Here is a 19,791-nt window from a genome sequence, read left to right as displayed (position 1 = left end):
TACGTTAGCTGGCATATACTTTTTGAACTTCAGAGTTAGATGAAGTAGAAGAAAGAAATAAATTAGTATTTAAAAACATATTTATTTCCGAAGCATCTACCAAGAATTTATAATTAATATCACTAGCATCTACCTTAATGGCATAAAATTCTGGTTGCTTAGCTATACCTTTATAAGTGAATGCTTTTTCTTTTATAACAATAGTATCTAGTAAGCTTAGCGTATCGCTTTCTACTTTATAAATATAAGCGTTATTTAGATTATTGCTAAAAGTTGTCCCGCGAATAATAAACTCGTTTTCTAAAAGTGTTTCAGCATTCTTATTAACATGTATTATGTTCTGGTTTTTCTCTTTGGAACAATTACTTAAAGAAAGTATTATACAAAAGATACATAGAATTTGAAACGCTTTATTTTTCATTTTTATAGATTTTTTAAATACTTTTTATCTATATAAAAAGTACCGAAAGGTAAAATAGAAGCTATTAATACAATGAACATGGTTTTTGTATCCCATTTTCTTTCCATACCAACAACTATAGCTAAAACAACATAAGCTACAAATAGTAAACCGTGGGGCATTCCTAGCATTTTTACATATTCTGGATTACCTTGAAGGTATTTTATTGGCGTTGCAATAAAGAGTAATAGGATATAAGATACACCTTCTAAAAAAGCTATTAAGCGAAAAATATTTTTTAATGAAAACATAGGTTCTATTTTAAGCCTGCAAAGATATTAATTGTTTTATTGTTTTACAGAAGTTTCCCTATGTTTAATTGGCTAATTAAGAAGCTCATGATTTTAAATAAAAAAAGAGCAACTTATTCTAGTTGCTCTTTTTAATTTTATTAGAAAATCCGACTATTATTTATCAGATTCCATTAAAGCAAAGAACTTATCAATATTTGGTAATATGATGATTCTCGTTCTTCTGTTTTTAGATCTTCCGTCTCTAGTATCGTTACTAGCTAAAGGTTGGTAGCTACTTCTTCCTGATGCTATTAGTTTTTCTGGAGCTACGTTATATTTGTTTTGTAATTTTCTAACTACAGAAGTGGCACGTAATACACTTAAATCCCAGTTGTCTTGAATTTTCTCTGTGTTAATACTTCTAGAATCTGTATGCCCTTCAACCATGACATCAATGCTAGGTTCTGAGTTAATTACATCTGCTAATTTTTGTAAAATACCATTAGCTTTATTACTTACTCTATAGCTTCCTGTGTTGAATAACATTTTGTCTGAAATAGAAATCATAACAACTGTTTCATCAATACTTACAGCAATATCGTCGTCTTCATTAAAAGAAGATGAACTCATTTTGCTTTTTAAATTGTAAGAAATAGCCAAGTCCATTGAATCTTTTAATGTTTTTGCTTGACTTACTAAAGTTGGATCTACTTTTTCTAAAGTTTCACGCATTTTAGCTTTTGTATTATTAGAAATTACAGCTACATCTGCAACTGTTTCCATTTTGCTATCGTTTTCTTCGTTTAATGTGCTATTTAAAGAAGTAAGGGTATTTATTTTATTATTATAAGCATCTACACGTTCTTGAATAGCAGCAAATTTGCTTTCAAGGTCTTCTTTTTCTACACGTGTTTTTGTTAATTCACTTTTAATTTCTCCGTTTTCGTGCTCTAGAGCAAGATATTTCTTTTTAGATACACAAGAGGTTAATACTATTGCTGCTAGCAATATCATTGAAAATTTTCTCATAATTTATAAAGTTTGTTTATGTTATTTACGCAGAGAAACTAAAATTAGATTTTTTAAACCTTTATTTTTTTTTGAAGCATAAAAAAACGCAAGCCAAATAGCTTACGTTTCAAACACTTAATTAAAAAATAAAATTTAGATTTTTTTCAGGTCTACTATGGTTAAAACTTCAATTTCGTTTTCCATATCGTCTGAAATAGTTTCAGTAGTAAACGTGATTTCAAAGCTTTCTCCAATATTGCTTTCGTCGGTTAAATCAAACTTTTTACTTGCTTCTTTACTAATGTTATCAAATGTATAAATAGTATCTGTATCATCTATAAAATAATACGCATCACTTTCAAAACCATCAAAAGTGGCTTGAATAGTAGTTTTGTCTTGCAATAAAGAATTTGAAATAGTCACTAAAGCAAAAATGGTAATAAAAAGTGTTTTCATATTTTTAAAATTTAGAATTATATCTAATATACGTTTTTGAAAGATAATTAGACTTATAAGTCTCTGTTTTTTAATTAATTATTTTTGCTAAATCAAAATGCAAATTACTGTATAGGCTAACGGCTTATTTCTTACTTTTGTAAAAATATTTTTATGTCTTTCACTAGAACCTTTTCAACACTAAATAAAAAACAACGAATTGCAGTAAAACTGAATGTAAAAGGAGAGAGGTCTGTTTTATCCAAACATCCTTGGGTGTTTTCAGATAGTATTATAAAAACAAATAAGGAGCCACAAACTGGAGACTTAGCAATAATCTTCGGAAAAAATAAAAACAAAATTATTGGCTTTGGTTTTTTCGATTTAGCTTCACCTATAAGAATTAAAATGATTCATCATGGAGACGCTATTGCTATTGATGAAACCTTTTTCCATCATAAAATATCTGAAGCATTTGCTAAAAGAACTTCTTTGTTAAAAACAAACACCAATAGTTACAGATTGATTTTTGGTGAAAATGATGGCTTTCCTGGGCTAATAGCAGATGTTTATGCTTCTGTTTTGGTAGTAAAATTATATTCTGAAATATGGATAAATGATTTGCAAGCTATTTTAGAATCCTTAATTTCTGTAAGTAACTGTGAAACGGTTGTTATTAGATTAAGTAGAGGATTACAGCAAAGTCAAGCACATGATTTAAAAGATGGAGAAGTTGTTTACGGAGTTTTAGAAAATGAAGTCGTAGAGTTTGTGGAACACGGAGTACATTTTTCGGCAAATGTTATTCACGGACATAAAACTGGATATTTTTTAGATCATAGATTAAACCGAAAGCAAGTAGGAGCGTGGAGTAAAGGTAAATCCGTTTTAGACGTTTTTAGCTATGCTGGCGGATTTTCGGTACATGCTTTGGCAAATCAAGCAAAAGAGGTAACAAGTTTAGATATTAGTAAACAAGCTTTAGAAATGGCTGTTGCTAACGGAAAACTAAACAAGTACACAGGGAAACATAAAACTATTGCTGGAGATGCTTTTGCTGAAATGAAACAATTAATAAAAGACAATATTACTTTTGATGTGGTTGTAATCGATCCACCTAGTTTTGCAAAACAACAAAGCGAAATTGATTTAGCAAAAAAGAAATACGCCCAACTTGCTAGACTAGGATTGAAGCTTACTGCTAAAAAAGGATTATTAGTACTAGCATCTTGTTCAAGCAGGGTTTTAGCACAAACATTCTTTGATATTAATGCACAGGTTTTAAGAGAATCTAATAGAAATTATCAAATTATATTAAAAACCGAACACGATACAGATCATCCAATTGGTTTTGCCGAAGGAGCATATTTAAAATGTGCTTATTACCGATTAGATTAATAAGTATTTAATACAATCCTTACCTTTACAAAAAACACATTCATCTACTAATTAGTAGATTTATAAATAAATAGAAACACACAAGATATGTCATCATTCGCAACATTAGGAGTTCATAAAAACTATATAAAGTCATTAAAAGAATTAGGAATTAAAACCCCTACAGAAATTCAGCAACAAGCAATTCCTATTTTAATTAACTCCAAAACCGATTTAATTGGTTTAGCGCAAACAGGTACTGGTAAAACAGCAGCTTACGGATTGCCAATATTGCACAATATAAATCCGAAAAAAGATGTCGTACAAGCTTTAATACTATCGCCAACAAGAGAGCTTGTACAACAAATTAAAAAGCAACTTTTCAAGTTTACAAAATACAACGATACCAAAATATTTTGTGAAGGCGTTTATGGTGGGGAAAAAATTGATATTCAAATAAAAAACTTAAAACGAACTACACATATTATTGTGGCTACTCCTGGGCGTTTGGTAGATTTGATTAATAGAGAAATTGTAGATTTAAAAAACATTGAAACTCTTGTTTTAGACGAAGCAGATGAAATGCTTAGTATGGGTTTTAAAACCGACCTAACAACTATTTTAAAGACAACAAAAGGAAACAAAAACACTTGGTTGTTTTCTGCTACTATGCCAGCAGATTTAAAGGATATTGTAAAGCGTTATATAAAAGAAGATGCTGTACGCTTAGAAATCAATAAAAACAGCCTTGTAAACGACAACATCTCTCATTATTTCGTAGAAACTAGCCTACAAAATAAAATGGATGCATTAGTAGCTATTTTAGAAGAAAGAGAGGATGAACGCGGAATCATTTTCTGTAGAACCAAAGCAGGAACTCAAGCATTAACACATCAATTACAACAAGAAGGTTTTAATGTAGCAGCTTTAGAGGGAGATATGCAACAAAGAGAACGCGAAAAAGTAATGCGTGCTTTTAAGAATACAAGTCTTCAAATATTGATTTCAACAGATGTTTCTGCTAGAGGAATTGACGTAAACAATTTAGGATTTGTTATTCACCACCAATTACCAGAACATTTAGAATACTATACCCACAGATCAGGAAGAACTGCCAGAGCAGGAAAAAAAGGAGAATCTATAGCATTAGTATTACCAAATGAAGTTTCTAGAATTCAAGAAATTGAAAAATCTTTAGGAATTAAAATCAAGCAAAAAACACTATAATTTTAAATTACATTTCAATGAGTTTTATTCTAGTTCCTCTTAGCATTTTAATATTAGCACTGCCATTGTATTTTTTGTCAAAGTGGGGATTAAATAAGCTTTACCTAGGTAAGGAAGAAAACCGAAAATATATAGCTATGGTTCCTACGTTGTTTTTAAGTTCGATACTGTATGTAGCTGTCGTTTATTTATGGTTCTTTTCAATATCGTATTATCCTAACAACGATTTTAATCAACAAATTTGGGACGAAAACACTACCGAGAGATATAAAATATCTCAAGATATTTTTGATAGTAAAATGCTAATAGGAAAAACAAAAGAAGAAGTTATAGACTTACTAGGTCAAGATTTCTATTCCTATAACGTAAATCATATCGCCTATAACTTAGGATTTGTTCCTGGACTTTTTAGTATGGATCCAGACGTTTTAGATGTTTATATTGAAAAAGGAATAGTAGTTAAAGTTAGTCAGCATCAAACTTAAATAGTTTTATAGTTTATCAACATATAATAGGTTCATGACAATTAGAAAAGCAAAATCTGAAGAGTCTAAAGCTATTGCTCCTCTTATGCTATTAGCTATGGAAGATATAGTTTATCAGTTTATTGGCGAAGACTCTTTAAAGAATGCAACACTTTTTTTAGAAGATTTAATAAGTGAGAAAGCAAATCAATATTCCTATGAAAATTGCTGGGTAGTTGAAAGTGATAATGAAATTGTTGCTGTAGCAAATGTGTATGACGGAGCTAAATTATACGAATTAAGAAAACCTGTTTTAGCATATATAAAAAATAAGTTTCAAAGAGATTTTACTCCAGAAAATGAAACAGCAGAAGGGGAGTTTTATATTGATAGTGTAGGGGTAAGGTCCGATCAACAGGGTAAAGGTGTTGGCTCTAAAATATTTCGTTTTTTAATTAACGAATACTGTGAAAAGAACAACCTAACTCTAGGTCTGTTAGTTGATAAAGATAACCCTAATGCTAAAAAACTTTACCTAAAGTTAGGTTTTGAAGTTATAGATGAGATGATTCTTACCGGAAAGGATATGGAACACCTTCAGTTTAAAAAGTCTAGTAATTAATAGTAGGAACTTAAAAACCGAAACCTAAACCGAAAGAAACACGTATTCCATCATCCGAATGAAATGCACCTAAATTAGCAGATAAAACGTCTATAGCATTAAGGAAGAATCCACCGCCATAAGTATTGTGCCATTTATTTGAATCTTCACCATCTAGCCAAACACGACCATAGTCAAAGCTTCCGTAAACTCCCATTTTTATAGGAATAACTGGAGTTTTCATTCTACTGAAACTATATCGTAAATCGGTGTTTTGGTATAAGGATTTCTTCCCTGTATATCGTTGGTTTCTATATCCGCGTAATCCATCTTGACCACCAATAACAGCAGCTTGGTAAAACTCAAATCCATCACCAAAATTTATATGACTTTTTACTTTGGAAGCTAATACCAATCGCCCGGAAGGATTTAAATTTCTTACTACACCTAATTCAGAAATAAGGTAACCAAAGTTTCTTTTACTTTCTAAATTGTCTTTATAACCGGCTTCAATTGAAATATTCATTCCATTAGTTGGATATGCTTCGTTGTTGTAATTAATATATTCATATTTAGTATGGATACCAACAAAAAACTCTTCGTCAAAAAGGTGTTCTGGTAAAATGCTATTGTTCGCTACAAAGCGATTTTCCGTATTGTGAATCTCGTTAATTTCATAACTTGCACCAACATGTATGATACTTCCACGTTTAGAATTCCAAATTAATTTTGGTGTAAAACGTAAAATTCTTGTTTTAACTCTGTTATAATCTTTACCTAAATCCTCATCAAAGTTTTTCGTTTCATTTCCATAGCCAAAAAAGTTCACGCTATAATTCGGACTTTGAAAATGAGATTCTAAACCAAAATTGAAGTTTCCAAATACATTTGCAAATTCACCATTATAGTTTAGCTCATAACCATCGGTTGCAAAATAATAAGCAGCTTTAATTTGATGTTGTGATGTAAAAGGGTTTCGCTCAAAACCATAAGTTGTATAAGTATTGCTGACTCCTAGTTTTAATCCGTCATCAGGGTTTCCGCCAATTAAAGGAAGAATTTGGTTAGTGTTGTTTTTAGATTTTCTGTAATTATAAACATTGGTGTTATAATCGTCTGTTAATTTAATCTTTGCGTTTTTAGCTTCAGATAAATCATTCTTTTTCGACTTATAATCGTAAATAACAACGTTTTTACCATGTTCTACTTTATAATCATCATTGTTTTGTCCGCCAATTAATCGAACTTTAATTTTTGAAATTTTCCCTTGAATTTCAAAGCTATCATCATCATCTAAACCATAAATCCAAATTTCTTTAGTTGCTTTAGGGTAGTATGTTTTATGATGAAAACGATCTTTTATAGTATCATCTTTTTTTCTATATAAAGAAACCTCAACAGCTCCTTCATCTAATGCTTTTACAAGTATATAGTCGTCTTTATTTGTAGCGGTTACAACTGCATGTTTATTAATAGATTTTAGATACCTGTCGGAAATACGTTGCAGATTCTTTCTTCGATCTTTTAATGTGTTTTTAATTTTTGCTACAGTTTTTGCATCTTCTTCTTTTGGCATATTTTTAAAAGCCTCATCAATAATAACATCTGTTATTTGCGTTTGAATAAGTTTCACTTGCTCATCCCAATCTTCTTTAACAGATTCTGTAATAAAAGCGATATCTAAAGGAAAACCGGAAGCATTAAACCCATTCACATTCTTTAAATCGGATTCGTATTTTCTGAATTTTTTAGCAGAAGGTATTAGTTTTACAGCTGTTCCAAATATAAATCCATCAGACATTTTTGAAAAAGCTAAATCTCTATCTCTTGGTAAAGCTCGGTAAACCGTTTTATCATCTTCCTCATAAACCATCCAGCGCCATTGGTCTTGATGTCTATCTGCATCCCCAATAAGCATATCAAATAATCTTGCTTTTATAAATTCTTTTTCATCAATTACTTTAGATTCATCACTTAAAACATCGTCTAACATGTCTACCGTACTAACAATTTCGCCAGTGAAATTACCGCTTCCTAAATGCGTATGGCCATCGGAAGGATGTTCTTCAAATAGGTATAATTCATCACCAAAATCTTTGTTATACGTTCCTAAAGCATTTTGCTTAGGTATAAAATATAGTTTCGGATTTAGGTGAGCTAGTTCTATAGCTTTTGATAAAGTTGCAAGTGTAAAAGGGGCATAAGGGTGCGAACCTGTAAAAACATCTTCTAATAATCGTTCTGAAGCAGTTTCTTTAAATTGCCCGAGTACATATTGATCTTTAAAAATAGCAGCTTGTATAAACTGGTCAGCCTGCTTCTTCATTGCACGCATCACATAACGTTTTCCGTTTGCATCTTTTAAGTGTAGGGTTTTAGATTGCGTTCCGCCACCTTTTCTAAAAGGTTTTAAACCTCCTTTTAGTGTGTCTAAATAAACAACTCTAGCAGGAACGTCTTTGCTGTATTCTTTTCTATATCTATCTCCCCAGATAAATTTCTGAAAACCATTTTTATCTGTTTCCTCTTTCGTGTAAATAGAAGCGACAATAGTATCAGCAGCTATTTTAGGGTAATGAATTTCTGGAGTAGTTTCGGCTTTTTTTATTTGCTTATAAAATTCAACTTCCTCTGAGTTTGAATTTACAAATTGCACATCTACAGCCTTGTCTTTAGAAATATTTACTACCGCATAACCAGGAACTGCATGCCCATAATCATTAGGGTTACGCATTCTTACAGGTGTAGTTTTAGAACCCGAACCGCTAATTATCTGCGTGATATTATCGAATTCTAAATACTGTAAACTATGTTCATGTCCAGAAAGAAAAACAACATTTTCATTTTGTTGGGCAGCAGCTACTAGATTATCTCTTAATTCAATATAAAATTGATTGGATAAATCGGCATTAACAATACCACTTGTAGATCTGATAGCATTTTTTATAGTTCCTAGAATAGGAACGGGCTTCATGTGCTCTTTAATACCATATCGTCCATTATGAGGGCCTTCCGTATGCATTGGATGATGAACAGCAACTAAAGTTACTTTTCCGCGTGCCTTTTTTATTTCAGATCTAAATTCTTCTAAAAAATCTGCTCTAGTTTTTATTTCACAGTCGTCGTTAATAGTAGGGTGTTTATTCCAATTGGTGATGTACCAATGAGAATCAACTATCAATAACACCGTATCATTATTTAGATTTACTTTTTCTATTGGACAACCGTTTTCTGGTTGAAAGGTGTTTTTCCCTAAGGCATCTTCCACCATTTTCTCTTGTAGCTTTAATCCCTTTAAACCACTGTACCAATCGTGATTTCCAGGTATAAAATAAACATATCCATGAAAGGTTTTTGCTACTTCTAATTGCAAGTTTAAAGCGTGTTTAGCTTCTTTTATTGCTTTTTTCCCTTTTAAAGGAATTCCCTTTGGGTAAATATTATCTCCTAGAAAAAGTAGTAAATCGTTTTTGTCTGCTTTTTCAAACTGACTTTGTATTTTTTCCAAGGTTTTTGGAGCAGTACCATCTGCATTGGGCATTCCTGCATCTCCAATTAAAAAGATATTAGTGGTTTCTTTATCTATATTTTTTAGTTCTTTTTGACTGCTATTCGTATTATAGGGATTGTATGTAGCACAACCGGTTATAATTAATCCTATAGCAATAAAACCTGCTAATAATTTACTTTTCATGGGTGTTTTTTTAAACTGCGTGTAAATCTTCTAATGTAAAAATATTAGATACTTGTTGTAATTCTTTATTTAAATCAACTCGGATAGCTTTCATACCGCTTGCACCTTGAAGTTCTTCTACTTCTACAATTTCGATGTTTTTACCAATATAGTTTTTTGCTTGTAAAAACTCGAAATAAGCCAAATATTCTCGTTCTATTGCTTTACTAGAATAAACCACACAAAGTTTATGCGGCTGTGTTAAACGTTCGGTTGTATTCTTAATATGCGCTTTATCAATACGCTTTTTAATCATTTCATAACGCACATTATATGCTCCGTCAACATCAAACTGTTTTTCGTCTATTCTATAGCGAATAGTGATAGGAATATCGTAAGCTAAGATTAAAGATGCAACTTGTAGTTGTAAAGGAAAATCTTTTTGTTTTTCGTAATACATAGCCTCCATTTCACAGGTAACCTGAAGTTGCCATAATCGTAAATTGTATAAAACAGTAGGGTGGTAGATTAGTTGATTGGAAATAGACTGCCCGATGTATAAATTATGCTCAATACCATCTGTTTTAAATTTCTCGTAATAATGCGGAAAGATTTCTTGAGCTTTTTCTTGTTGCTTATCTAGAAAAGAAGACATCAATTTATTTCCTTTTTCTAGAGTAATATCATAAGCTTTTCTAGCTTCATATAAACTATTTGTTTCCTCGTCTATAGAATTAAGAAAGTCATCAATATCCTTGTTATTAGACGACATACTTTGAAAGTGCTTAAATAAAGGAAATATTTGTTTTTGGAAAAACAGATTTATTTCTTGCTCAGAATTTGCATGAAAACCCTCTTCTAGCTCTTTTAAATATTTGTCTATTTGAAAGATTAATTGTTCGTAGAACGGTAAGTTTATTTTGGTTCTATTCAGAATTAATTCTTTACTTATTTTTAACTGCTTACTTAAATCTCGTTTTATAGCATCGTTTCTAGCTACAGAAGAGCCAACAACATCTATCTGACCAAATAAAGGAACTACATCTTTAAAAGCTATTTCTTTAAAAACAGGATTGTCACCGTAGTTTCTTTCCTGAATAAATTTACTTGCCTCTTCTTCAAATCGCCATTGAACAGAAGGGTGAATTGCTGTGCAATTTTGCTGAATAACCGCGCTTATTTCATTTTTATATTCAGTAGAAACACGCTTAGAATAGCTTAAAATGAAAGGCATTATGGCATCTAACTTAACCATATTAATTGCGTTAAGCTGATTTGCTTTAAAAGCGGCCATTTCAATAATTATACCTAATTCCCCATCAATAGGAATAGGAATAAGTGCTACACTTTTTAATCCTCTATCTAATAATACCTTGCTTAATCTGTTTCCTTTCGTCTGTTTATGATAATTTTCTACATTTGAAATAATCATTGGTTTACAGTTTTTAAACAACTGATTATTTACATGGTTACAGGCATAATTAGAAACATCAATTTGGTCGCCTGGTAAGATACTAAGCATATCAAAGCTCCTATCAAAAGGAGGGATGATGCTATTGTGTTTTACATTATAACTACCTAGTTCTAAATCTGGAATATTAAATATTCGGCGAATATCTTGTTTTAAAAACTGAAAACTTTCTTGATTTGGTTGTATTAAATGGGTTTTAAAGTCGTCAATTCGTTTATCTAAAGATGTATCAATTAGGCTTAAAACCCCAAAGCCTTCTAAAGTCCATGATCCTTCAGGAAAATACTTCTCCCAAATTTCTGTTTTATCTGCATTGCTTAGTAATTCATCTAGAATTTCATCCGTAATATCTATAGCATTTTCGTTAGGGTATATATCTAAGAAATCTGCATTAAAGGCAACACGATAGCGTTTAGTATTACCATTTTTATCGGTAATAGCTATTGTTTTTGGTCTATCAAAATCTACTTGGTATTTATAGTAAATGTTTAAGATGATAGCATAAGTTAGTAGATCAAAAGTTCCCTCAAAATCTTTATATAAATCTTTGAAAATATAATTATCGGTATTTGATGAATTAATAATACCTCTTAATCTATTACTACAATAAAACACTTCATTGTCATAAGGTGTGATAGCTGCCTTTATCTCATTATCTGTTAAGGTAGTAGGAAAGATAAAAGTCATTAGTTCATCTATCGCCGGTTTCATTTTAAAGAAAGCATCTTTGCATTCTAATCCAGTTACTAAGTCTGGATAATCTTCAAAAAGGGCAAGAGCCTGTTTGGCTTGTTTCTGAACAGTTAAACTATTGGAAGTAAGTAATTCTTCAAGTTTATTTTTAAATAAACGTAAAGACATGATTACTTTAAAAGGGCCTATATTTTCAGTTTTCATTAGTTTGTTGTTCTATTTTATTATGCAGAAAAATATACATAATAGCTAAAAATGAATGCAGCAGCAGATATAATTATACCGAACATAAATACGGTGTAGGTTATTCTCAATAACTTATATTTTCTATTAAGTACAAGTCCTAAATAGTATAAATCTTTAGTTAGTGAATTATATAAAGTATCTTCATTTTCCATTAAATAATCAATTCCCCATTCAAAATCTTCTAAACTCATTTTTTGAAAGTTTCCGAAAAAGAGGATGTTTGTTCTCTTTTTTCGAATCATCTCTTTGGTAATCGCAACATTCGATATTTTTGGACGTGTAGATAATACCGATAATACCACTGAAGCAACACTAAAAAGCATTAAAACTAGAGTTGGGTAAACCAAAAACATATTAGAAGGATTATCTAGTTTTGGTATTAAATTAGATAATGCGACAGAGATAATAATTGCGTTTACAGAAAGCAATATATTGGCTTTTGTATCTGCAATAGCACTAAGTTCTATATGGTTTTTAAGTTGCACACGAAACATGGTTTCAACACCTCTGCCTATTTTTGTACTATTTTTAGATTTCTTCTCTTTAGAAATCTTTTTATCTATTTTATTTTGAATTTCTATAAGGTTTAATTCTTTTTTTGGTTGCCAATGTTGTTTGGCTGCATTGGAGTAGAATGTATGATTTTTAAGGAATTTTAGGTTTTCCTGCATCCATTCTAAATCAGAAATTTCACTTTGATTCTTAGCGTTAATCTCTTTTAATAAATAATCTGAAATTTCAATATAGTCTGAAGAAGCTAGATGTCCGCAATCTGCATCTTTAAGGATGCACTCCAGTTTATTACTAGGAATATAATCTTTATTGGTAGCTAAAATTAACTGCTTAATTTGGTCTTGACTTTCTTTAGCTACAGCGTGTTTTTCTAAAAAAGACAAGGCTATTTTAACGCTTTCTTCTTCATGTCCAGAATCTAGATGTATATAGCCTGTATCATGAAACCAGGCGGCTACTTGTAAAGTTAATACTTCTTGTTCGGTACAAGAATCTAGTTTAGCCAATTCCTTTACTTTAGAAACAACTCTTCTAGTATGTATTGCGTTATGATAATAGTTTAATGAAGAGAGCTGCTTACTAAGCAGTTCTGCTACATATATTTCTACCTGGAGTAAAAGCTCTTCGTTCATACTGCAAATTTACAATTTTTTAATATTTATTTTTAAGACAAGCAACTTATTATTACATACTGCATGCTGTATTCTAAACGCTAGAATAGAAGCCTCTTGTAAATATAAAAATTTAGTTAAAAATTGGTTTATAAAAAAAGCTACCTTTTTTAAAGATAGCTTTTTTATTTTATTGATAATATGCTTGTTATATTTTAATAAGCCATTTTTACAATCTTTTCTACTTTATCTGGAGATAAGGTTTTATGTTCACCTAATCCTAACCAACCGCGTTCTGTAAATCTTTGAGAGATTTTTTCAGCAGTTCCTTCATAGCCTTTCGTATAGTCAGAAAGTTTAGTGTCTATTCCTAATTCATTGAAGAAAGCTTCAGTTTTTTCAATTGCAGCGTTAGCTTTGTTGTCTACACTACCTTCTTTAATATTCCAAACGCGTTCAGCATATTGTGCTAATTTTGCTTTTTTGTCATCAAAATTGAATTTGTAATGACTAGGAGCAATAATAGCTAAAGTTCTTGCGTGATCAATTCCGAATAAAGCCGTTAATTCATGACCAATTGCATGTACCGACCAATCTGTAGGAACTCCTTTTTGGATCAATCCGTTTAAAGCCATTGTACAACTCCACATGAAGTTTGCTGCAGCTTTATAATCTGTTGGATCTTTTAGTACTTTAGGAGCAACTTCAATTAATGTTTGTAAAATGCTTTCAGCAAAACGATCTTGTAATAAAGCATCGATTGGATAAGTCATATACTGCTCTAAAACATGTGAAAAAGCATCCGTAATACCATTTGCTAATTGGCGTGTTGGTATAGATTTTATCACTTGAGGATCTAAAATGGAGAACTTTGGAAATAATCCAGGTCCGCCCATAGCAAGCTTTTCCTTAGTTTCAGCTCTTGTAATTACCGCACCTGAGTTCATTTCAGAACCTGTAGCAGGTAATGTTAAAACAGTACCAAAAGGCATTCCTTTTTCGGTTCTAATATTGTTTGTTAGAATATCCCATGGAGTATCTCCTTCAAATAATGCAGCTGCTGACAAAAACTTTGTTCCGTCAATTACAGAACCACCACCTACAGCTAATAAATAAGTGATTTTTTCTTCTTTAATTACTTTTAATGCATTCATTAAAGTAGCGTATTCTGGATTCGCAGGAATTCCGCCAAACTCCATTACATCTACTTTAGCTAAAGCTGTTTTTACTTGGTCGTAAATACCGTTTTTCTTGATACTTCCACCACCATAAAGCAATAATACTTTTGCGTCTTTTGGTATTTCATTCTCTAGTTGTTGTATCGTGTCCTTTCCAAAAATAATTTTTGTAGGATTCTTAAAATCAAAATTGTTCATCTTCTTTTCTTTTAGTTTATAATGTGTTGTTTTATAGTTACTTAATATAATCTAATCAATTACAGTAACCAATTCTTCCATAGGTTTTCTAACCTTTACAAGATTTACTAACCAATCATTTTCTTCTTTTCTGTAACCTATAGGTAATAATACTGCGCTACGAAGTCCTTTATCGCGAAGTCCTAAAATTTCATCTACTGCATCTGGCTCAAATCCTTCAAGAGGAGTAGCATCTACTCCTTCAAATGCTGCAGCAGTAATAGCTTGTGAAAAGGCTATATATGCTTGTTTGGCAGCGTGGTTAAAGTTTACTTCAGCATCTTGTTGCGGATAGAAACTTAGGAGTTTTTGGCGGTAATTTTCCCATCCTTCATTTTTGAATCCGCGAATATCATTGGTTAAATCAAACATATAATTGATTCTATCTTCGGTATAGGTATCCCAAGCAGCAAAAACGAGTAGGTGAGAGCAGTCTGTAATTACAGATTGGTTCCAAGCTACTGGTCTGATTTTTTCTTTAATTTCTTGATTTTTAATTACAAAAATCTCGAAAGGTTGTAATCCGCTAGAGGTTGGAGCTAATCTAGCTGCTTCTAAGATTCTTTCAATTTTTTCTTCAGCTACTGTTTCACCATTCATGGCTTTTGCAGCATATCTCCAGTTTAATTTATTTAATAATTCCATATGTTAATTGTTATTTGCTATTTCTGTTATTTTGGTGGAAGTAATAATTACTTCGTCTTGATTTGTGTTATTTGCTAAGTGTAGCATTGCTTGCGCTATATTTTCGGCTTCGGTAATTTTATATTTCTTTAGCTTCCCAATAAATAGTGGTTGCAGAAATTTAAAAACTACTAAACCTATATCTTCTAAAAGTCTTTTTTCTTTACGCGGACCACTAATAAGTGAAGGTCTCAAAACATAAGTGTTTTTGATGTTTTGATTTAGAATACCTTCTTCCATTTCCCCTTTTACTTTATTATAAAACACACTACTATTTTTATTAGCTCCCATTGCAGAAATGACTAAAAAAGTAGGAGTGTTATTTTCTTTAGACATTTTAGCCGCTGTTACAGGAATCCCGTAATCAATTTGTTTATATAAAGTCTTATTAGGTGTTTTCTTCTTAGTTGTACCAATGCAGCAATACACTTCGTCTGCAGTAAAATCATCTATAAATTGTTCTAAATCTAGAAGATCTCCTATATACTGACTTACTTTTTCAGGTAAACTTGCTATTTTAGACCTTGAAAATAATTTTATTCTTTCATAACTAGAATCTGCTATCAACTTTTGAAGTAATATACTTCCTGTTAATCCGGTTGCTCCTAATATTATTGCTGTTTTTTTCATATTAATTACAAAGTTTTATACTACTCCAAGCAGCTTGATAAGCTTCTTCTATCTGGTTTTTATCTAAGACAAATGTGCCACGAATTTGTGCACTCATCAAAAATGAAAGTGGGTTGATAGTATAAGCATACAGAAGATAATTAGAAATAGGTTTTATGATTCCCTCTTTTTTTCCACGCTCCCAAAGGTCGAGTAGGGGCTGTAAATGCTTAATACCTTCTTGTCGACTAGGTTCGTCTATCATAGGTGTATTATCACACTGTGCTAAAAATAACGCACTTTCACATTCTTTTAGCTTAAAATCTGCTATCCGATGCCATATTAATCTAAAGCCTGCTTCAACTGTCATTTCCGGGTTATAATTAGCAAAAGCATAGTCTGTGTAACCTGATTTTACTTCTAAGTAAGTTTGATTTACTAAATCCTGTTTGTTTTCAAAGTATAAGTAAATAGTAGCTGGTGAAACCTTTGCCATTTTGGCAATTTTACTCATAGATGTTGCATGAAATCCATTGTTATTTACCAACTGAATTGTTGCCTTTACAAGTGCATTACGCTTATCTATACTTTTTTGAAGTTTCGCCATAATTATTATAATTGAGTTGCAAATATACTAAAAAATGAACGTTCATTCTTTTTTTTAACAGAAATTTATTAATTCATTTTTAATGTGTTGTTGAAAGCTATAACAATTTATCCTAGCGAACTTTATACAAATGTTAAGAAATAGAAGTATTATATCTATAACAGTGGTTATCTTTGCATAAAATTACATTTATGTCAAAATCTTTTTCCTATTTAGGAATTAATACATTATTACAGCAAAGCTTAACCGATTTACAAATAAGCATACCTACAGATATCCAAGAGAAAGCCATTCCGGTTGTACTCAATCAAAAGGAAGACCTTGTAGCTATTGCAAAAACAGGAACTGGTAAAACTGCAGCTTTCGGATTACCATTATTACAATTAATAAATACGGAACTAGATCAAGTTCAAGCATTAATATTAACACCAACAAGAGAATTAGGTCAGCAAATACAGACGAATTTAGAGTCTTTTGCTACTCATAGTTCTAATATTTCCATAACATCTGTTTGTGGTGGAATTCCAATAAAACCACAAATCGAGCGATTACAAAATCCAACTCATATTGTTGTAGCAACTCCAGGTCGTTTAGTAGATTTGATAAAAAGAGAAGCTATTGAACTTAAAAACTTAAAATATTTAGTTTTAGATGAAGCAGATGAAATGGTTTCTGCTTTAAAAGAAGATTTGGATAATATTATTAAAGAAATTCCAAAATCAAGAAGAACTCTATTATTTACTGCTACTTTATCTGGAGCAATAAAACAATTGGTTCAGAATTACATGTCTAAGCATGTCGTACAACTGGAAGCAGATATGTCTACTATAGGTCATCAAGGAATTGATCATCAATACGTAGTAGTAGAGCCAATTGAAAAGCTAGATGTTTTAATGCATTTCTTAAATACCAAAGAAGGAGAAAGGGGAATCATTTTTTGTAAAACGAAAGCTGCTGTTAATAAATTAGCTAAAAATTTAGCCATCAATAAATTTTCATCTGGAGCCATTCATGGAAGTTTAACACAAGGAATTCGTGACAGAATCATGGGACAGTTTAGAGAAGGTCATATTGATATTCTTATTGCAACAGATTTAGCTGCTCGTGGAATTGATGTAAAGGAAGTTTCTTATGTAGTCAATTACCACTTACCAGATACTTACGATGCCTACGTACATAGAAGCGGTCGTACAGCTAGAGCAGGAGCAAAGGGCTTGTCTTTAAGTGTGATTCAACAAGATGAATTAATAGATATACCAGAATTTGAAGACGAATTAGGAATTATCTTCAACGAATATAAAAAAGCAGACCCGAAAAGCATTGAGGAGAACAACGGACTGATTTGGGCTAGAAAAATATTTAAAACAAAGCCAAATCGTGATATTCCAGAAGACTTTAAAGCGAAAGTAAAAACCATATTTCATCACTTAACAAAAGAGGAACTGGTAGATAAGATACTAGCCAATTATATTGCCGAAAACAATACGATTGTAGAGAAAAAAGAGGCTGTAAAAAAGAAGAAAAAGAAAAAATAGAAAATGGCTAATTATATAAAACTACAAAAGGATATTTTAGATAAGCTTAATATTAAAGAGCTAAATCCTATGCAGGATGAAGCCTTGTTATCTATTACAAGTACTGCAAATACTGTCTTACTTTCTCCTACAGGAACAGGAAAAACAGTAGCTTTTTTATTGCCAACAATTTCTGCTTTAGACAAGGAAAACCCAAATGTACAATTGTTAATTTTAGTGCCTTCACGTGAACTGGCTATTCAAATTGAACAAGTAATTCGAACAATGGGTACCGGTTTTAAAGCCAATGCAGTTTATGGCGGAAGACCTTTTAGTAAGGATAAAATAGATTTAGCTCATGCACCTGCTATTTTAATAGGAACTCCGGGTCGAGTAGCAGATCATTTACGAAGAGAAACTTTTTCTGTAGAAGCCATTAATACTTTTGTTTTAGATGAATTTGATAAATCTTTAGAAGTAGGTTTCGAAAAAGAAATGAAAGAAATCATTTCTAGTCTTCCAAATATAAAAAAACGTATTCTTACTTCTGCTACACAAGATATTGAAATCCCTCGTTTCGTTGGATTACAAAACGAATTGGTAATTGATTATTTGGTAGATGAAGCTAGTAATTTAGAAATCAAAAAAGTTATTTCAGCAGAAAAAAACAAGCTGCAAAGTTTGGTAGATGTACTGCATGATATAGGAAATAAACCTGGAATCATTTTCTGTAATTTCAAGGATACTATTCAGTTTGTAAGCGATTTTCTAAATAAAAACAATATTGCTCACGGAACGTTTCATGGTGATATGGAGCAAATTGAAAGGGAACGCGCTTTGATAAAATTCAGAAATGGAACGCATCAAATTATTGTCGCTACAGATTTAGCTGCTCGGGGTTTAGATATTCCGGAGCTTAATTATATTATTCATTACCAACTTCCTTTAAAAGCAGAAGAATTCACCCACAGAAATGGTAGAACTTCCCGTATGAATGCACAAGGTACGGCCTATGTATTACAATGGGAAAAGGAGTACCTTCCAGAATTTATTGAAACAAAATCTGTTTTTACACCTAGTGGAAAGGCAACTAAAATTGCTAGCCAATGGAGAACCTTATTTATTTCAGGTGGAAGAAAAGATAAAATTTCTAAAGGAGATATTGTAGGTTTATTCTTTAAAGAAGGCAGTATTAATAAGGAGCAACTAGGAATTATCGAGTTAAAACAGGATTGTGCTTTTGTTGCAGTTTCAAAAGGTGTTGCAAGAAATTTAGCCGATAAACTTAATAACAGTAGGTTAAAAAAGAAAAAGGTGCGTATTTACCTAGTTTAGTTCTCTAAATTAATATTCCACTTTTATAGTTATACATCTGATATTTACGCGTACTTTTGCGCTCTTATAAAATTTGAAATGAAGCGTATAAACGAATACAAAAAACTCTTTGGAGTTGAAAACGAAGTTGAATTAAAGACTTTAAAAAAGAGTTACCGTAATTTAGTTAAGGAGTGGCACCCAGATAAATTCCAAAACGGAGATGCTTTGCAAGAAGAAGCAGAAATAAACAGCCGAAAAATTATTGATGGTTACCACTTTCTAGTTAGTATCGCACCAGAAACTATTGCAGCTAACTTAGATGCTTACACAGAAACAATTACTAACACAGGTATTGCAGACTTTACTCATAAAGGTCTTTTATTAGAAATTACCTTTCTAGATGGTTCTACTTACGAGTATTTTGGTGTAACAAAACCTGTGTATATAAAAATGATAAATAGTGATAAAGTAAATCGTTTTGCTAAACGAAATATCTATCCTAAATACACGTACAGAAAAACAAAAAGACAATTAGAAGAGGCATAGTATTTCATTTTATGGAAGAAGTTTGCCTTTGTAGAATATTTTGAATATTCCGAAGATATAAAAGAGGAGAAGGTAAATTATACT

18 protein-coding genes are annotated in these 19,791 nt (G+C 31.3%); 7 read left to right on the top strand and 11 right to left on the bottom strand.

The window, feature by feature from the left end:
• Positions 1–4 precede the first annotated feature (4 nt).
• From DU428_RS06290 to DU428_RS06275, 4 genes are all read right to left on the bottom strand, one after another.
• The gene (locus tag DU428_RS06290; protein ID WP_113966128.1) at positions 5–421 is read right to left on the bottom strand and encodes a DUF4369 domain-containing protein; all 417 of its coding nucleotides are present in this window, start codon (positions 419–421) and stop codon (positions 5–7) included.
• A gap of 2 nt (positions 422–423) precedes the next feature.
• Positions 424–711, bottom strand: a complete 288-nt coding sequence (locus DU428_RS06285; RefSeq protein WP_072349098.1) for a DUF3817 domain-containing protein — start codon at positions 709–711, stop codon at positions 424–426.
• A 156-nt stretch (positions 712–867) separates the two neighbouring features.
• Positions 868–1,722 carry an OmpA/MotB family protein gene (locus DU428_RS06280; RefSeq protein WP_072349096.1) on the bottom strand — a complete coding sequence of 285 codons (855 nt, stop codon included), beginning with the start codon at positions 1,720–1,722 and terminating at the stop codon, positions 868–870.
• Positions 1,723–1,857: 135 nt separating this feature from the next.
• On the bottom strand, positions 1,858–2,160 hold the full coding sequence (locus DU428_RS06275; RefSeq protein WP_072349094.1) for a hypothetical protein: 303 nt from the start codon (positions 2,158–2,160) through the stop codon (positions 1,858–1,860).
• A 153-nt stretch (positions 2,161–2,313) separates the two neighbouring features.
• On the opposite strand from DU428_RS06275, the gene DU428_RS06270 reads away from it, so the two are divergent.
• The 4 genes from DU428_RS06270 to DU428_RS06255 all read left to right on the top strand — a co-directional run bounded on the left by DU428_RS06270 (position 2,314) and on the right by DU428_RS06255 (position 5,829).
• Positions 2,314–3,537: a class I SAM-dependent rRNA methyltransferase gene (locus DU428_RS06270; RefSeq protein ID WP_072349092.1), complete on the top strand. Its 1,224-nt coding sequence runs from the start codon at positions 2,314–2,316 to the stop codon at positions 3,535–3,537.
• A gap of 87 nt (positions 3,538–3,624) precedes the next feature.
• Positions 3,625–4,743, top strand: coding sequence for a DEAD/DEAH box helicase (locus DU428_RS06265; RefSeq protein WP_072349090.1), 1,119 nt, complete (start codon positions 3,625–3,627; stop codon positions 4,741–4,743).
• 17 nt (positions 4,744–4,760) lie between these two features.
• Positions 4,761–5,228 (top strand): hypothetical protein, encoded by a 468-nt coding sequence (locus tag DU428_RS06260; RefSeq protein WP_113966129.1) that lies wholly within the window; start codon positions 4,761–4,763, stop codon positions 5,226–5,228.
• A 34-nt stretch (positions 5,229–5,262) separates the two neighbouring features.
• The gene (locus tag DU428_RS06255) at positions 5,263–5,829 is read left to right on the top strand and encodes a GNAT family N-acetyltransferase (RefSeq protein WP_072349087.1); all 567 of its coding nucleotides are present in this window, start codon (positions 5,263–5,265) and stop codon (positions 5,827–5,829) included.
• Between the two features lie 10 nt (positions 5,830–5,839).
• Here the strand turns inward: DU428_RS06255 and DU428_RS06250 are convergent, their stop codons facing one another.
• The 7 genes from DU428_RS06250 to DU428_RS06220 all read right to left on the bottom strand — a co-directional run bounded on the left by DU428_RS06250 (position 5,840) and on the right by DU428_RS06220 (position 16,330).
• Positions 5,840–9,502 carry a metallophosphoesterase gene (locus tag DU428_RS06250; RefSeq protein ID WP_113966130.1) on the bottom strand — a complete coding sequence of 1,221 codons (3,663 nt, stop codon included), beginning with the start codon at positions 9,500–9,502 and terminating at the stop codon, positions 5,840–5,842.
• Between the two features lie 10 nt (positions 9,503–9,512).
• Positions 9,513–11,849: a hypothetical protein gene (locus DU428_RS06245; RefSeq protein WP_243633455.1), complete on the bottom strand. Its 2,337-nt coding sequence runs from the start codon at positions 11,847–11,849 to the stop codon at positions 9,513–9,515.
• A gap of 20 nt (positions 11,850–11,869) precedes the next feature.
• Complete coding sequence (locus tag DU428_RS06240) at positions 11,870–13,036, bottom strand: Pycsar system effector family protein (RefSeq protein WP_113966131.1); 1,167 nt, start codon at positions 13,034–13,036, stop codon at positions 11,870–11,872.
• A gap of 194 nt (positions 13,037–13,230) precedes the next feature.
• Complete coding sequence (locus tag DU428_RS06235) at positions 13,231–14,391, bottom strand: iron-containing alcohol dehydrogenase (RefSeq protein ID WP_113966132.1); 1,161 nt, start codon at positions 14,389–14,391, stop codon at positions 13,231–13,233.
• Between the two features lie 51 nt (positions 14,392–14,442).
• Positions 14,443–15,075 (bottom strand): NAD(P)H-dependent oxidoreductase, encoded by a 633-nt coding sequence (locus DU428_RS06230; RefSeq protein ID WP_072349081.1) that lies wholly within the window; start codon positions 15,073–15,075, stop codon positions 14,443–14,445.
• A 3-nt stretch (positions 15,076–15,078) separates the two neighbouring features.
• Positions 15,079–15,744 carry an NAD(P)H-binding protein gene (locus tag DU428_RS06225; RefSeq protein WP_113966133.1) on the bottom strand — a complete coding sequence of 222 codons (666 nt, stop codon included), beginning with the start codon at positions 15,742–15,744 and terminating at the stop codon, positions 15,079–15,081.
• A gap of 1 nt (position 15,745) precedes the next feature.
• Positions 15,746–16,330, bottom strand: coding sequence for a TetR/AcrR family transcriptional regulator (locus DU428_RS06220; RefSeq protein WP_113966134.1), 585 nt, complete (start codon positions 16,328–16,330; stop codon positions 15,746–15,748).
• Positions 16,331–16,521: 191 nt separating this feature from the next.
• On the opposite strand from DU428_RS06220, the gene DU428_RS06215 reads away from it, so the two are divergent.
• From DU428_RS06215 to DU428_RS06205, 3 genes are all read left to right on the top strand, one after another.
• Positions 16,522–17,865 carry a DEAD/DEAH box helicase gene (locus tag DU428_RS06215; RefSeq protein WP_072349078.1) on the top strand — a complete coding sequence of 448 codons (1,344 nt, stop codon included), beginning with the start codon at positions 16,522–16,524 and terminating at the stop codon, positions 17,863–17,865.
• A 3-nt stretch (positions 17,866–17,868) separates the two neighbouring features.
• Positions 17,869–19,179: a DEAD/DEAH box helicase gene (locus DU428_RS06210; protein ID WP_113966135.1), complete on the top strand. Its 1,311-nt coding sequence runs from the start codon at positions 17,869–17,871 to the stop codon at positions 19,177–19,179.
• Between the two features lie 78 nt (positions 19,180–19,257).
• The gene (locus tag DU428_RS06205; RefSeq protein WP_072349076.1) at positions 19,258–19,707 is read left to right on the top strand and encodes a KTSC domain-containing protein; all 450 of its coding nucleotides are present in this window, start codon (positions 19,258–19,260) and stop codon (positions 19,705–19,707) included.
• Positions 19,708–19,791: the final 84 nt, after the last annotated feature.

This window comes from Oceanihabitans sediminis (assembly GCF_003337215.1).
GTDB lineage: Bacteria > Bacteroidota > Bacteroidia > Flavobacteriales > Flavobacteriaceae > Oceanihabitans > Oceanihabitans sediminis.
This window is presented reverse-complemented; position numbering and strand designations above follow the sequence as displayed.

Bases quoted from the DNA above. Each gene is read 5' to 3' on its own strand.
- DU428_RS06290 (WP_113966128.1), bottom strand. From the start codon at position 421: ATGAAAAATAAAGCGTTTCAAATTCTATGTATCTTTTGTATAATACTT.
- DU428_RS06285 (WP_072349098.1), bottom strand. From the start codon at position 711: ATGTTTTCATTAAAAAATATTTTTCGCTTAATAGCTTTTTTAGAAGGT.
- DU428_RS06280 (WP_072349096.1), bottom strand. From the start codon at position 1,722: ATGAGAAAATTTTCAATGATATTGCTAGCAGCAATAGTATTAACCTCT.
- DU428_RS06275 (WP_072349094.1), bottom strand. From the start codon at position 2,160: ATGAAAACACTTTTTATTACCATTTTTGCTTTAGTGACTATTTCAAAT.
- DU428_RS06270 (WP_072349092.1), top strand. From the start codon at position 2,314: ATGTCTTTCACTAGAACCTTTTCAACACTAAATAAAAAACAACGAATT.
- DU428_RS06265 (WP_072349090.1), top strand. From the start codon at position 3,625: ATGTCATCATTCGCAACATTAGGAGTTCATAAAAACTATATAAAGTCA.
- DU428_RS06260 (WP_113966129.1), top strand. From the start codon at position 4,761: ATGAGTTTTATTCTAGTTCCTCTTAGCATTTTAATATTAGCACTGCCA.
- DU428_RS06255 (WP_072349087.1), top strand. From the start codon at position 5,263: ATGACAATTAGAAAAGCAAAATCTGAAGAGTCTAAAGCTATTGCTCCT.
- DU428_RS06250 (WP_113966130.1), bottom strand. From the start codon at position 9,502: ATGAAAAGTAAATTATTAGCAGGTTTTATTGCTATAGGATTAATTATA.
- DU428_RS06245 (WP_243633455.1), bottom strand. From the start codon at position 11,849: ATGAAAACTGAAAATATAGGCCCTTTTAAAGTAATCATGTCTTTACGT.
- DU428_RS06240 (WP_113966131.1), bottom strand. From the start codon at position 13,036: ATGAACGAAGAGCTTTTACTCCAGGTAGAAATATATGTAGCAGAACTG.
- DU428_RS06235 (WP_113966132.1), bottom strand. From the start codon at position 14,391: ATGAACAATTTTGATTTTAAGAATCCTACAAAAATTATTTTTGGAAAG.
- DU428_RS06230 (WP_072349081.1), bottom strand. From the start codon at position 15,075: ATGGAATTATTAAATAAATTAAACTGGAGATATGCTGCAAAAGCCATG.
- DU428_RS06225 (WP_113966133.1), bottom strand. From the start codon at position 15,744: ATGAAAAAAACAGCAATAATATTAGGAGCAACCGGATTAACAGGAAGT.
- DU428_RS06220 (WP_113966134.1), bottom strand. From the start codon at position 16,330: ATGGCGAAACTTCAAAAAAGTATAGATAAGCGTAATGCACTTGTAAAG.
- DU428_RS06215 (WP_072349078.1), top strand. From the start codon at position 16,522: ATGTCAAAATCTTTTTCCTATTTAGGAATTAATACATTATTACAGCAA.
- DU428_RS06210 (WP_113966135.1), top strand. From the start codon at position 17,869: ATGGCTAATTATATAAAACTACAAAAGGATATTTTAGATAAGCTTAAT.
- DU428_RS06205 (WP_072349076.1), top strand. From the start codon at position 19,258: ATGAAGCGTATAAACGAATACAAAAAACTCTTTGGAGTTGAAAACGAA.